Origin of the sequence: Photobacterium arenosum, from assembly GCF_014841115.1 — a bacterium.
In the GTDB taxonomy this organism is placed as follows: domain Bacteria; phylum Pseudomonadota; class Gammaproteobacteria; order Enterobacterales; family Vibrionaceae; genus Photobacterium; species Photobacterium arenosum.
On record NZ_JACYTP010000010.1, the window covers coordinates 77,594 to 91,176 of the forward strand.

The 13,583-nt window shown below is 44.4% G+C and carries 12 protein-coding genes and 1 tRNA gene; 5 read left to right on the forward strand and 8 right to left on the reverse strand.

The window, feature by feature from the left end:
- Positions 1-145: 145 nt before the first annotated feature.
- A complete protein-coding gene (locus IFO68_RS15235) occupies positions 146-802 on the reverse strand; it encodes an HAD family hydrolase (protein ID WP_192016704.1) in 657 nt (218 codons plus the stop codon).
- A gap of 307 nt (positions 803-1,109) precedes the next feature.
- Between IFO68_RS15235 and IFO68_RS15240 the strand changes: the two genes are divergently transcribed.
- Positions 1,110-1,421, forward strand: a complete 312-nt coding sequence (locus IFO68_RS15240) for a high-potential iron-sulfur protein (protein ID WP_027252121.1) — start codon at positions 1,110-1,112, stop codon at positions 1,419-1,421.
- 88 nt (positions 1,422-1,509) lie between these two features.
- Here IFO68_RS15240 and IFO68_RS15245 read toward each other — a convergent pair.
- The 7 genes from IFO68_RS15245 to pheS all read right to left on the reverse strand — a co-directional run bounded on the left by IFO68_RS15245 (position 1,510) and on the right by pheS (position 9,079).
- Positions 1,510-1,583, reverse strand: a tRNA-Cys gene (locus IFO68_RS15245).
- A gap of 124 nt (positions 1,584-1,707) precedes the next feature.
- A complete protein-coding gene (gene btuD / locus IFO68_RS15250; protein ID WP_192016705.1) occupies positions 1,708-2,490 on the reverse strand; it encodes a vitamin B12 ABC transporter ATP-binding protein BtuD in 783 nt (260 codons plus the stop codon).
- Between the two features lie 4 nt (positions 2,491-2,494).
- Positions 2,495-3,487, reverse strand: a complete 993-nt coding sequence (gene btuC / locus IFO68_RS15255; protein ID WP_192016800.1) for a vitamin B12 ABC transporter permease BtuC — start codon at positions 3,485-3,487, stop codon at positions 2,495-2,497.
- Between the two features lie 156 nt (positions 3,488-3,643).
- Positions 3,644-4,690: a succinylglutamate desuccinylase gene (locus IFO68_RS15260; protein WP_192016706.1), complete on the reverse strand. Its 1,047-nt coding sequence runs from the start codon at positions 4,688-4,690 to the stop codon at positions 3,644-3,646.
- Positions 4,691-4,951: 261 nt separating this feature from the next.
- Positions 4,952-5,248 (reverse strand): integration host factor subunit alpha, encoded by a 297-nt coding sequence (gene ihfA, locus IFO68_RS15265; protein ID WP_027252117.1) that lies wholly within the window; start codon positions 5,246-5,248, stop codon positions 4,952-4,954.
- Between the two features lie 439 nt (positions 5,249-5,687).
- Positions 5,688-8,075, reverse strand: a complete 2,388-nt coding sequence (pheT, locus tag IFO68_RS15270; RefSeq protein WP_192016707.1) for a phenylalanine--tRNA ligase subunit beta — start codon at positions 8,073-8,075, stop codon at positions 5,688-5,690.
- Between the two features lie 20 nt (positions 8,076-8,095).
- Positions 8,096-9,079, reverse strand: coding sequence for a phenylalanine--tRNA ligase subunit alpha (pheS, locus tag IFO68_RS15275; protein WP_120510918.1), 984 nt, complete (start codon positions 9,077-9,079; stop codon positions 8,096-8,098).
- A 1,204-nt stretch (positions 9,080-10,283) separates the two neighbouring features.
- Between pheS and IFO68_RS15280 the strand changes: the two genes are divergently transcribed.
- From IFO68_RS15280 to IFO68_RS15295, 4 genes are all read left to right on the forward strand, one after another.
- Entirely contained in the window at positions 10,284-11,315 is a 1,032-nt protein-coding gene (locus IFO68_RS15280) for an iron-containing redox enzyme family protein (RefSeq protein WP_192016708.1), read from the forward strand.
- Positions 11,316-11,422: 107 nt separating this feature from the next.
- Positions 11,423-11,623: a tautomerase family protein gene (locus tag IFO68_RS15285; protein ID WP_218385963.1), complete on the forward strand. Its 201-nt coding sequence runs from the start codon at positions 11,423-11,425 to the stop codon at positions 11,621-11,623.
- 24 nt (positions 11,624-11,647) lie between these two features.
- Positions 11,648-12,694 (forward strand): fatty acid desaturase, encoded by a 1,047-nt coding sequence (locus tag IFO68_RS15290; protein ID WP_192016709.1) that lies wholly within the window; start codon positions 11,648-11,650, stop codon positions 12,692-12,694.
- Entirely contained in the window at positions 12,678-13,565 is an 888-nt protein-coding gene (locus IFO68_RS15295) for an MBL fold metallo-hydrolase (protein ID WP_192016710.1), read from the forward strand. Before IFO68_RS15290 ends, IFO68_RS15295 begins: the two co-directional genes overlap by 17 nt.
- Positions 13,566-13,583 lie beyond the last annotated feature (18 nt).

The window sequence follows — 13,583 nt, forward strand, 5'->3', positions numbered from 1 at the left end:
CTATGCTGAGTCAAAGCCATCATTACCATGTGTTATCAGGCCATACGAAGACTTACGTCCCGGCATGGTAATAAACTCTCATCATTGCGTAATATCTTCACCTCGTTACCAGGCATTTTGTCTGCCTGGTAACATTCTTCAGTCATCAATTGATGTCGAACTTGGGAAGCACTGCCTGATAAAACGATAAGCTGGGAATATAAGTATGGTGACTTAATTTTTTGCCGACAGCGACAAATTCATAACCCAGTTCCTGAGAAGCTCTTTGATTCCACTCACCTTCCGCAAACACTATCCGTCGTTTAAATGTCATTCCCGTATCCTGCTTCGCTCTGAATGCAGCAAGCGCCATAATTTCCGTTCTGCTGGCAGCGTCTGACGACGAGGCAAAGGTCATTCTACTTGCATCTATTCCCGCCGCTTTCAATTTCAGACGGCTTACCGCCGCCCATCCGCCACTGGTGATCGCAACATGCGTATCGTCCCGGACAGCCATTTGCTCAAGAAACTCTCTGGCGCCTTTACTGAGCACAAACTCTTGAGGGACCGCATGCAGCCTGGCAGTAAGATTTTCCAGATACTTTTGCTCCACCTGACGGTGAACAATTGAGCGACTTGAAAGCACAGGATACTGATAAAGGATCTCATCTAACATTGCCGAATCCGTCACCACTCGCTCTTGATAGCGCGATTTATCCAAAGTGATGTGGAGAACGGCTTCGACGGCTTGCTGAAAACACATCATATCCATTTCCCTTGCATTCACCAAAGCACCATCCACATCCACTAACAACAGATTCATCCCTATACCTTCATTAATTTTTATCATCAGTGATAATGCCGTACAGAATGGAGATGTAAACAAAATGTTTCAATAAATGATTTGTTAAAAATGATCATTTTTTGCGTAATCTCAAACTCTTACCGCTCATTCCTATGCATCAAAATCTTTTGTTGTTCAGAAATTGATAACAAAACGCAACTTACCTCAAAAACTTAACACTGTGATTTCTTAGCGAATTTGCCGATTCTTTCCCACAATTACTCAGTTCGCTGAGTAAATCCGGTGAACAGCATGTGAGCATAAATGACTATAAAAGGAAAATGTGATGAAAACCTCAACTGACCGTCGGCGCTTTCTGCGCCTGACTATGGCAGGCATCATAGGCATCACACTGGGTGATCAGATCCTGCAGCGTAAAGCGCTGGCCAGTGAAGAACTGCCACATCTGGCAGAAGATGATGCTCAGGCAACTGCCTTGCAATACACACATAAGTCGCCTCATGAAGAGAATCATTGCGGTAACTGTATGCTGATACAAGGTAATGAAGGTGATGAATGGAGACCCTGCTCAATCTTCCCCGGTAAAGCGGTGAACGTAAATGGCTGGTGCTCTGCCTGGACGGCCAAACCTGCTTAATGGATGACATAGCCCGTAGTCACTGCGGGCTTTTTACCCTCAGAAAAACACGGAAACACTGCTTGCAGGTGATAAAGTTCGATAAGAATGGAGGCGCGTCCCGGAGTCGAACCGAGGTCCACGGATTTGCAATCCGCTGCATAGCCACTCTGCCAACGCGCCTTAATGAAGCTTGTCTCAGAAGACGAAGCGCATTATCCAAATCCTGATGAGAAGTACAAGCCTTTTCTGACTGAAATCACTTAACTGATTACTTTTCCGGCCAACTGTCATTTTCAGCTAGAAGTCAGCTAAAAAACAGCCCAATTCTTCCATTATGATTCACACGCTCAACCTGAGTGGCAAACGTCTGCTCAAGCCGTTCATTCGACATCACCTCTTCAGGTTTTCCCTTTGCAACACAACTTCCCCCTTTCAGCAGGATGACACTGTCTGCAAATTGCAGCGTCCGGTTCAGGTCATGGTTCGCCATAACGACAGCAATACCTTGTCCGGCCATAAAATGCAGCAGTCGGTATAAAGAGACTTCCTGCCCGATATCGAGCGCTGTTGCCGGTTCATCAAGCAATAGCAGACAACCATCCGGGTTCAGTCCCGGCCAGACCTGCAAACAGGCAGCCGCTAATCTGACCCGCTGCCATTCGCCTCCGGACAGTTGCTGAATATGGCGATCCAGTTTGTCATCGATTGAAAGCCACTGACTGACAGCCTGAATAGCCTGGTTAACCTTCTCGACGTTTGCTTCCGGAATCGCGGATACCGCTAACTGCAAAAAATGATAAACACCAACAGCAAAACCCGGTTTATCCTGTTGCGACAAATAACTGCGGTAACGGGCCATGTCGCGAAGATCCATCTCCGACAGGCACTGCCCTGCCAGTGTTACCTTGCCTGCACCTTGAAACAGCCCGGACAGGCATTGAATAGCTGTACTTTTCCCGCTACCGTTAGGGCCAATCAGATGCACCACTTCACCGCGCTTTACCGAGAAACTGACCGGCAGTAATCGCCGGGCTAGCGCTATATTTTCAGCCTGTAATACACAAGCCAGATCTGAACGGACCACCATCAGCTTACTCCACTTGCGAACGCAACAGCATCCAAATAAACACAGGGGCGCCCAATGTCGTGGTCACAACGCCCACAGGCAATTCTGCAGCAGGCAATAGTACCCGCGCCAATACATCCGCAACCGCCAGCAGTAACGCTCCGAAACAGGCAGAAAGCGGTAGCAGGTATCTATTCTCCGCCCCCAACGCCAAACGCAATAAGTGGGGAATCACCAGGCCGATAAAGCCAATCACACCTGCCATAGCGACTGATGTTCCCACTAACAGGGCGATAATCAATATCAATCGCCAACGCAGTGCAGCAACATCCAGCCCCAACTGTCGTGCATGGGTTTCACCCAGCATCAGGATATCCAGTTGCCGGCCACGGGAGCATAGCCAGATTAATGCGGGAAGCAGAATGATCAGCACGCTAAGCTGCGCCCAGGAAACACCGGCAACACTTCCCATCAGCCAGTACATCAGCTGTCTGAGATTCAGATCGTCACTGAAATAAAACGCCCAGGTCACAACCGCCCCGGACAAAATACCCAGTGCAACGCCTATGAGCAGCAAACGCGCGGTTGACACCCTTCGGATACGGGCAAGACCAACGAGCAGTAAAGTAAAGAGCAGTGCGCCCGCCATGGCAACCAACATCGTCAGCCAGGGACTCGGCACCGAGGGAAGAAAAAACAGTAAGAGAACAAGTGCCAGGCTAGCCCCACCCGAAATACCCAGCACACCGGGCTCCGCCAGCGGATTGCCCAATAACACCTGCAACACAGCACCAGAGGCTGCCAGCGCAGCCCCAATTGCCATGGCGGCCACTAACCTTGGCATTCTGAGCTGCCATAACAATTGCTTCTCAAGCTCGCCAAATGGCTGCCAGGGTTTCAGCCAGATTTCGCCCACCGACAATGAAAACAGACCGCAGCTGATGAGCAAAATCGCAACAAGCCAAAAGCTCACTTTCCATTTATGGCGACGCTGTTGAAGGATACGGTCTAAGTGCATGATGTCGTGTGTTTTCGTCAGTGGGAACCAAAGGGGAAACATACAGGGTCTTTGAAAAAATGAAAAGCAAGCCAGATAAATTGGCTTGCTTTCAAAAGTATTTACACTGTAGCTGCTGATTATCTGACTGTTTTCAGTCCGTCTGAGCTTTAGCGCTTAGAACTTAGCAACGACCTGATCAGTCAGATCAACGTCTGATTGCTTGACCAGCAAACAAGCCCGTTGTCCCAACGCCACATTGGGGTTAGGGAAAACGACAGACTCTCCCCCTTTGGCAGCCACGTATTCTTCACCGTTATCGCTCCCCAGCACCGCACCTTCTTCAAAGTAGGTAAAGTTAGCCTGATTTGCCGGAAAGGTGAAAGCGAACTGATCTGTATGCTTAGTAAGAGTACGGGTTACCCGATACACACACACTTGTTTGTCGCCCTGATAGTCTGGCAGTGATTGTTGTGAAACGAGTGCGAGCATCGCCTGATTAAAGGCATCTAGCCGCTCTAAGTCGTTCTCACCCAGCCGTGCTACCTTGCCCAGCTCCATCGTCAGTGCCTGCGCGCCATAGTTCTGAGCACTGTACCAGCTGAATGTTGGTGCCGCGGAACCAGAGAGCATCATTGCCTCGATCTCACCGTGATGCAGAAAATTAAACAGCGCTAAACCACGGGTTTTATGTTCACTAAAAGGGCTGACCGCAAAGGTGTAGTGCTGTGAGTCACGGATGGCACTATGCAGATCCAAATGCCAGCGTTCGGCATTCTTTAAAGGCGAGTTCTGGAAGAATGCATCAACTGAGCACTGAAGTAAGTTGGCGCGACTACAATCAACATTCTTTTCATCATTGATACCGCCAAATAGCCGATTCATATTCTCATCAATAAAGCGGGTATGTGCATTAATGGCTTCTGGGTGACCGATGATCAGCAGTAAACGATGTTCAGGCATTAGATCGCCAAGCAGGATTTTTTTCACTAACTGCTGTAGCAGTTCAATCGGGCCGGTTTCATCACCGTGTACCCCAGATGAAATGACGATGTCTTTACTGGCAGCGGATAATCCAGGCGGAATAACGGTTAAAACACCGCGCGCCGTTAACTGACACAATACACCATTTTCTAACTGCCATTCCCCCGCCTCAAACGGCAAAGATAAATCCAGAGTCGCAGAAAGAAACTCCCCGTTTTGCACTGCCTTTAACAAAGCCATTATACCTCCTCGTCCTTGTAACAGGCATGTTCTTACAGGCGAATTCATGATTACACAAATAACAACCAATAAAGAACACTAAAAGATGAAAGAAAATCAGTGAAATAAACTGCTTTTACTATACATCCTGGCTACATAGTTTCAACACTATATTGATGACTGCAGGCAAGAATGAGACCAAGGCATGCACTTTTTAATGCTGATAAAGAAAAACCCAAGTAAACAATTCGTTTACTTGGGTTTCTTGTCGGCTCAAACCACTTATTTTTCGATTTTGATATTCTCAACGCGTGCTTTAAGCTTCTGACCAGGGCGAAAGGTCACCACTCGCCGTGCCGAGATTGGAATATCTTCACCGGTTTTAGGATTTCGTCCAGGTCGCTCGTTTTTGTCGCGCAGATCAAAATTACCAAAACCGGATAATTTAACCTGTTCACCACACTCAAGTGCCTTTCTGATCTCCTCGAAGAAGACTTCCACCGTATCCTTGGCGTCCCGTTTGCTTAGTCCGACATTCTCAAACAGGTTCTCAGCCAACTCGGCTTTTGTGAGCGCCATAGATAACTCCCTCAAGACTATGTTGAACGAATAGTAAACACATCAGTTATGCTTACTGCGAATACTTCATGTGTAGCCAGGCTGCCCACCCATGCACTAAAGTGCATTAGTGCCTTCACATCAGCGGCTGACCTTAACTAGAGACAAGTTTATGCCAACTAGCTGATTTCCGCCAACTTTTTTAGGTAAACTTACCGTAAAATGATTGATTCTTATATTCCAGACAAGCATTCACACATGCACCTGGTTGTGCTTACGCTTGTCGAGCAGCAACAATAAAAACCAAAATTAAAGTCAGTTGCAGTCAATAAAACCACAAAACTGAATCGCACAGAGAATTTTTACTATTTATCAAAATCTTAGCCCTAACTGAAAAAAAATCAAAAAAAAGCAGCCCTATCGGCTGCTTTTTCATCAATTATCAAATAATAACAGTGAGTTAATCGCGAAGCGCTGCACCAAACTGATCGCCCAGAACCGCAACAATCGACTCTACAGCACCATTAATATCCGTTTCTTCCAACGTTCGGTCAGCAGATTGAAGGTATAAAGCAATCGCCAGACTCTTCTGGCCATCCTCAACACCTTTACCTCGGTAAACATCGAACAGGTTCACATCAGTGAGCAACTCGCCACCATGCGCCTGGCAAACCTGCAACACATCACCAGCAGCAACCTCTTCTGAAACCACTACCGCGATGTCACGACGGTTCGCCGGAAACTTAGACACGGCTTTAGCCTGAGGAATCGCACGACTTGCGATAGCATTCCACTCAACTTCAAACACAACGGTACGTCCGTTCAGGTCGAACTTACGTTCCAGCTCAGGATGAACCGTACCGATAAAGCCAACTTCCTTACCATCTGCGACGATAACCGCTGACTGTCCCGGATGAAGAGCCGGGTGTTTAGCTGGGGTAAATGTCAACGCAGTACCTTTGCCAGTCAGTTCCAGAACCGCTTCCAAATCACCTTTCAGATCGAAGAAATCAACGGTGTTTGTCGCGATATCCCAATGCTCTTCACTGCGTGTACCGGCAATCACACCAGCCAGCATGGTTTCCTGACGAATACCATTTTCAGCAGCTGCATCAGGAACAAAACGCATACCTGATTCGAACAGACGCACACGAGGCTGCTGACGCTTCTGGTTGAAGGCAACTGTGTTCAGCAGACCCGGCCACAGGCTCAGGCGCATTGCCGACATTTCAGCAGAAATCGGATGCGGCAGAATGATCGCGTCCGCATCCGGCACGATCAGCTTCTGCTGTTCTGGCTCAACAAAGCTATAAGTAATCGCTTCATGATAACCACGGTCAACCAGCAGATCGCGAACACGTTTCAGTGGCAGGTTCGCTTCCTGGTGCAGGTTCATGCTCAACGCAGCAACCGGCGACTGTGCAGGAATATTGTTATAACCGTAAATACGGCCAACTTCTTCTACCAGATCTTCTTCAATGGCCAGGTCAAAACGCCAGCTTGGTGCAACTGCACGCCAGCCGGTATCGGTGGGTTCGACCATGCAGCCAAGGCGGCTCAGAATCTCAACGACGTCTTCATCAGAGACGAAGTGACCCAGCAGGTTGTCTAACTTACTGCGGCGCAGTACGATGCTGTTTTGCTGAGGCAGGTGCTGTTCAGATTCAGCTTCTACGATTGGCGCAACGTCACCACCGCAAATATCAACCAGCAAGGCAGTAGCACGTTCCATTGCTTTGGTTTGCAGGCCAGCATCCACGCCACGCTCAAAGCGATGAGACGAATCGGTATGCAAACCGTAGCTCCGAGCACGACCACGAATGGCATCCGGCATGAAAAACGCACACTCCAGAAGCACATCTTTGGTGTTTTCGCTGACACCTGAGTGCTCACCACCGAAGATTCCCGCCATAGCCAGTGCTTTTGACTGATCGGCAATCACCAGTGTGTCACTGTTCAGTTCCGCTTCAGTGCCGTCCAGCAGGGTCAGTTTCTCACCCTGCTCTGCCATACGAACAATAATGCCGCCGTCGATCTGGCTCAGATCGAACGCATGCATTGGCTGCCCCAGTTCCAGCATCACATAGTTGGTAATATCAACGATTGGATCGATAGAGCGAACACCACAACGACGCAGTTTTTCCTGCAGCCACAACGGAGATTCCGCTTTCACGTTCACATTGCGGACGATACGTCCCTGATAGCGCGGACACGCTACCGGCGCTTTCACTTTGATAGAGATTTTATCGTCAATGGCCGGAGCAACAGCCTCAAAGGATGGCGGAGTCACTTCAGCACGATTTAATACGCCAACTTCGCGCGCCAGGCCCGCAATGCTCAGGCAATCAGCACGGTTTGGTGTCAGATCGACATCAATGATGACATCGTTCAGGCTCAGGAATTCGCGGAAATCTGTACCAATCACAGCACTTTCCGGCAGTTCCATAATGCCATCTGAATCCACATCAATGCCTAACTCAGTGAAAGAACACAGCATGCCATGGGAAGGCTGACCACGTAGTTTGGCTTTTTTGATTTTAAAATCGCCAGGCAAAACAGCGCCCACAGTTGCCACAGCAACTTTCAGACCCTGACGACAATTTGGCGCACCGCAGACGATGTCCAGCAGCTCTTCTTCACCCACATCAACTTTGGTCACACGCAGTTTGTCTGCATCCGGGTGCTGAGCGCATTCAACAACCTGACCGACTTTAACACCGCTAAAGCTGCCTGCGACAGGTTCAATACCGTCAACTTCCAGGCCCGCCATGGTGATCTGGTGAGCTAGTTCTTCGCTGTTGTTAGCAGGATTGACCCACTCGCGTAGCCAAGATTCAGAAAATTTCATAATTTGCTAGCCCCTAATGCTTACTTGAACTGTTTCAGGAAACGAAGATCGTTTTCGAAGAATGCACGCAGGTCATTCACGCCGTAACGCAGCATGGTCAGACGCTCGACACCCATACCAAATGCGAAACCTGAATATTTCTCAGGATCGATATTAACGGCACGCAGTACATTAGGGTGAACCATTCCGCAACCCAACACTTCCAGCCATTTCCCGCCTTTACGGCGTACATCCACTTCAGCTGAAGGCTCAGTAAACGGGAAGTATGAAGGACGGAAACGAATCTCCAGATCTTCTTCAAAGAAGTTATGCAAGAATTCGTGCAGGATGCCTTTCAGCTGTGCGAAGTTGACGTTTTCATCAACCAGCATACCTTCAACCTGATGGAACATTGGGGTATGGGTCTGATCGTAATCGTTACGGTACACACGGCCTGGCGCAATAAAACGCAGCGGCGGCTGGCTGGCTTCCATGGTACGAATCTGTACACCAGAAGTGTGCGTACGCAGCATCAGCTCAGGATTAAAGAAGAAAGTATCGTGATCGGTACGAGCCGGGTGATCTTTGGCAATGTTCAAAGCATCAAAGTTATGGAAACCGTCTTCGATCTCTGGGCCGGACTCAACGGTAAAGCCAAGTTCACCAAAGAAGCTTTCGATACGCTCAATAGTACGGGTTACCGGGTGCAGACCACCATTTTCAATACGACGGCCAGGCAAGGTCACGTCGATGGTTTCTGCGGCCAGCTTGGCTTCAAGCTCGGCACGTTGCAGTGCGTCTTTACGAGCGGCAATTGCCTGCTGAACAGCTTGCTTTGCCAGGTTAATCTGCTGCCCGGCTTCGCGACGCTCTTCAGGTGGCAACTTACCCAGGCTTTGCAGTTGAAGGGTCAGTTCACCCTTCTTACCCATATAATGGACACGGACTTCGTCCAGAGCAGCGACTGAGTCAGCCTGCTCAATTGCTGCCGTTGCGTTGGCAATAATCTCTTCTAGATGTTGCATCGTTTCCTCATCCACACACTGGTGGCGTCCTTCAGGGAGATAAATTCGCGTAACGATACATATTAAAGAAAGCTGGTGCTAAATCCAAACTCAATCGCCACTTAGCTGTGTATTTGCTAAAAAAATTGCCGGTGTGATGCAGGTCAGGCTTGAATTGACTGCTTACTGTAAAAGCAAATACAGCTCTGTCCAGAAATCTGTTGTTGAAGTAACACCCTGTCAGATACACGAAATGAAAAGTGGTCATTCTGAATGAAACAAACCTCAACAGATACTTGCCACATGTACACCAAACGCATCCGCCAGAACGATGCGTAGTCACGTTGCAAAAATCTGGACTGGGTATCCAAAACAGCGATAGTTAAGATCTCAGCCAAAGGTAAGGGATCAATATGGCGGTCTTTTACTCTTGTTAACGGCCTCGCCCGCAACAAACACCACAACGTCGAATCATTCACAGATAGCGATTTGTTACACTGTCATGAATCTTGATACAGAGAAACAAAATTTCATAACGGCGACAAAATCAGAACACAACGCAATAACTTTACAAGTACCACCATTTCCTGTAAGCACTGGACATAGCGACAACGATGATGAGATCCTAAAGACAATACCACCATCTAATAAGCAGTGTTAAAGATCTAAGTCCGTATTTAATATTTTTTCCAGTTTATACAATCAAACTTTCCGCACTAAACAAGACAATAAACTTCGTATGAGTAAGAGCATACAAAAATAATTGCAGCCAACTTTTATGAAGACTTTAAAAACAATAAAACTTGCTACAGACAACACGCGTACCTGCAGTCTTTACATCTGTTTTAATCAAAAATTGAAATCATAATGAATCACCTTCTCCATGTTCCCCCTCAGATCCCACAACACAATCTGCTTATCGAACCCAGCCCCCCCTAAAAAACAGTAATCACCAGTCAATTCACACAAGAAAATATGCAACAAATTGAACATTTAATGGGTTTACACCTCATGATAATGAAATTAATAACTTTAACTTTCAAACAATCATGGAACAAACCAAATAATTAATGACTAAATGATAAAGGTAACATTTTCATAACTACTTGAAGTGAGTCGCACATAAAATCAAATGAAAATTAAACGATTGCAAATTGAACAATATCAAATAGCATCAATTATTGTTAAGTCTGACTAACTGAAATTATAACGAAAAGGTGAATGTATGCTGGAAACAATTAGGGCTTTTATTTACTCAAAAAACCTCGACAACTCTGAATTTGACAATGAATATAATCTTTTCATTCAACAGCTGGAGAGTTTACTGCAGTCGGCATTTCAAGATGTTGATGAGAAGAGCATCTTAACCGTACATCAAGTACTTTATGAAATTAATATAGCACATCTTTCTGTAGCTTGGTTTAATAAAGCACATAACATACATCATCCAAAAATTGTTTTAATAAAATATAAAATTGATCAAGCTTGGAACAAAAGTATTCAATACAATTACAAGGATCAAATTCAAGATCTACCGAGTGTTGATGATTTTCCGGATTGGATAAGAACAACAGTCGCCAATCACAAATCAAATGAACTTCACCCGGTATTTACATTTTTACGTGATGAAGCCAATCTGGAGCAATCCAAAGAGTTCTTCTTCCAGGAAACACCGCTTGAAATGCTATTTGGTGACATCATCGCTTATCTCCTGCCTGGTATCTATGGTGGTATCAAAGTCGAGTTCGTGAAGAATTACTGGGACGAAGTTGGACGTGGAATTGATGAAAAAGTCCATCGTAAACTGCGGGCAAGAATGATGAAAGCCCTGAATATTGATGAAAGTTGCTATCTTGAAAATACAGAGCTTTTCATCTGTGAAGAGTTAGAGCTCATTAATATGTACCTAAGTTTGGCACTTGATCGTACAAAGCATACAGAGCTCGTGGGTGCATTGTTAGCCACAGAATTGATGATCCCAGGGCGTTTCCAGTATCTTATCGATGGATTTAGGCGTTTAGGCTTCAATGACTATGATCTCCACTATCACATTGAGCATACTTCAGTGGATGAAGTCCATGCAGATGATTTGCTCGATCATGTTGCCATGCCAATTTTGAAACACGATGCAAAACAAATGCAAGCCCTTGTACTAGGCGGTTTACGCAGATTAGATACCATTCATAAAGTTCTAGATCGTCTATATGAACGAGTTTTAAGTAATGAATCTTCGTATCATTTAGTAAAAGCTGCATAATCGTCATAGAAAATACCAGGTAAGAGCATGAATATCATTAACCTTTCATCAACTAACACGTGAATGAGATTGTCATATTTGTGCTCTTGCTTCAGTTCAAGGAAATTATGATGCCTATCGTAAACATACAGTATATTGATTCAATAACAGATCACCAAAAACGACAAGTTATCGAACAAGTTACAGAAATTATGGTCAAGGTTTTAAATAAAAAACCAGAAAGTACCTATATTGTACTTCAGAAAATTGAAACAGAAAACTGGGGCGTTAATGGACAAACCGTGTCTGACAGACGAAATAACAACTAATGGACAATAAGATATATCTAGAACATGAATATTATAAATTCAACTTTTGACCAAAGTGTCAGTAAAAAGATATCCTTGCGAAACGAGTTGCCATCAGATGTCAAAAGACAAATTTTAGATTTATATAAACCTAACGGCATTCGTAGTGCATTCTTGTATTTACTTATATTTTCTTTAATTGTTACTTACATCTATGTTGCAGTTCATGCTGATTCTGTCTGGATCACTTTATTCGCTATCATCCTTATTGCGTCTCAACAGCATGCACTTTACATATTGAATCATGATGCCAGCCATTTTTCATTATTTAAAGATAAGTCAAAAAACATATATACTGCGACTATTCTTTCGAATTACGTCATGTTTCATCATCCGGAAGCTTGGTCATTTACTCAATGGCGCCGTATTCATATGCTGCATCACAAGCACCTTTTCACTCAGGATGACCCCAATTATGTAGGAAGAGAAATGCGTGGAGATACAGCATCCTCCCCTAGTTTAGTTAAGATTATATTGAAAACACTGGAAGGTGTAAAAGACGGCTTCTTGGATTTATTTTTCAACAAAGTATCTTACATTAATAGTAAAGGGAAAATTTACAAGAATCATCGTAAACACTTTGGTCATTTGTTTTATTCGTTTGAAGATGATCAGGAAATGGAAAACGAAAGAAAACTAAGTCTTATGTTTTATATCCTTTCATTTTCTATAATTACATATCTCTCACTATGGGAAGTGTTTTTGGTTTACTGGATTTTACCAATGTACACTATTTATCCTCTGATCCTGAGATTCCATGACATTACAGAACATTACTGGGAAGAGAAATCTACCCAGGTTGAAATAAACACCAGAAGTCGAAAAGATGGATTATTAACTAAATTATTAATTTCCCCACTTCCACGTGGATACCATTGTGAACATCATATCTTCCCAAGCATTCCAGTAACAAAACTGCCGTTAGTGAATCGATATATGAAAGAACATACTTCGCTTCATACGGAAGAGCAAGGTATCTGGGGACTCATGAAAGAAATTAACACAAGGAAGAAAAATGATATTACCATGTAGCATTAAAACTTTCGACTATCATGCAGAAAATTTTTCAGTACACATGGTAACTTCATCTGAAAAAACTTTCTTCACGAATGCTTTCATCGTTGAAACAGAAAACTCAGTTATTCTTATTGACTCAATGATGACAATCAGCGAAGCTGAATTTGTAAAGCAGTCAATTATAAGCATAGGTAAAGAACTCTCTGCCGTTATCATCACACACCCTCATCCGGACCACTATAATGGGCTAAATACTATCATTGGTGAAGATCATCACATTTCAATTTATGGAACAGAAAAGTCATCCGAAGTTATTATCAATTCATTTGACGACAAAGAGAAGAAATGGCGCCCCTATTTTGGTGACGAGTGGCCAAAAGTGAAAATACCACCTAACCGATTCATTCAAGGAAGTGAAGTATTATATTTCGACAATATAAGATTCTCATTTGAAGAAATTGGTAAAGGTGAATCCAACAGTGACTTATTGATTAAAGTTGGGAATCACGATTCAATTATCTTTGTTGGAGATCTTGTTTTCAACAATATGCACAGTTTTATGAATGATGGACACAGTTCATTATGGATCTCTAAGCTCCAAGAAATTAAAGAAAAAGTACACAAAAGTTGTATTATATTCACTGGCCATGGTGAACCAGACCAAGCTTACTTTTTGATTGAAAAACAAATTAGTTACATAAAATTCTATCAAAATGAAATCCAATCAATTTCGCAAGGGCGAAGTCAGTTAACTGATGATGAAAAATCTATTTTTGTTGAAATCATCTCAAGAAGATATCCGCATTATAAACTCTTAGACTTCATTTCAGCAGGTGCAAACTCAGTAGCAACTGAAATGGCTTTTAGTAAGAGTATTTCAATTTAGAAATTCAATGAGGCTAAC

Excerpts from the sequence above, each read along its gene's own strand:
- IFO68_RS15235 (WP_192016704.1), bottom strand. The coding sequence starts at position 802 with ATGAATCTGTTGTTAGTGGATGTGGATGGTGCTTTGGTGAATGCAAGG.
- ihfA (WP_027252117.1), bottom strand. The coding sequence starts at position 5,248 with ATGGCGCTCACAAAAGCCGAGTTGGCTGAGAACCTGTTTGAGAATGTC.
- IFO68_RS15280 (WP_192016708.1), top strand. The coding sequence starts at position 10,284 with ATGCTGGAAACAATTAGGGCTTTTATTTACTCAAAAAACCTCGACAAC.
- IFO68_RS15260 (WP_192016706.1), bottom strand. The coding sequence starts at position 4,690 with ATGGCTTTGTTAAAGGCAGTGCAAAACGGGGAGTTTCTTTCTGCGACT.
- IFO68_RS15290 (WP_192016709.1), top strand. The coding sequence starts at position 11,648 with ATGAATATTATAAATTCAACTTTTGACCAAAGTGTCAGTAAAAAGATA.
- btuD (WP_192016705.1), bottom strand. The coding sequence starts at position 2,490 with ATGGTGGTCCGTTCAGATCTGGCTTGTGTATTACAGGCTGAAAATATA.
- btuC (WP_192016800.1), bottom strand. The coding sequence starts at position 3,487 with ATGCACTTAGACCGTATCCTTCAACAGCGTCGCCATAAATGGAAAGTG.
- pheT (WP_192016707.1), bottom strand. The coding sequence starts at position 8,075 with ATGAAATTTTCTGAATCTTGGCTACGCGAGTGGGTCAATCCTGCTAAC.
- IFO68_RS15295 (WP_192016710.1), top strand. The coding sequence starts at position 12,678 with ATGATATTACCATGTAGCATTAAAACTTTCGACTATCATGCAGAAAAT.
- pheS (WP_120510918.1), bottom strand. The coding sequence starts at position 9,079 with ATGCAACATCTAGAAGAGATTATTGCCAACGCAACGGCAGCAATTGAG.
- IFO68_RS15285 (WP_218385963.1), top strand. The coding sequence starts at position 11,423 with ATGATGCCTATCGTAAACATACAGTATATTGATTCAATAACAGATCAC.
- IFO68_RS15240 (WP_027252121.1), top strand. The coding sequence starts at position 1,110 with ATGAAAACCTCAACTGACCGTCGGCGCTTTCTGCGCCTGACTATGGCA.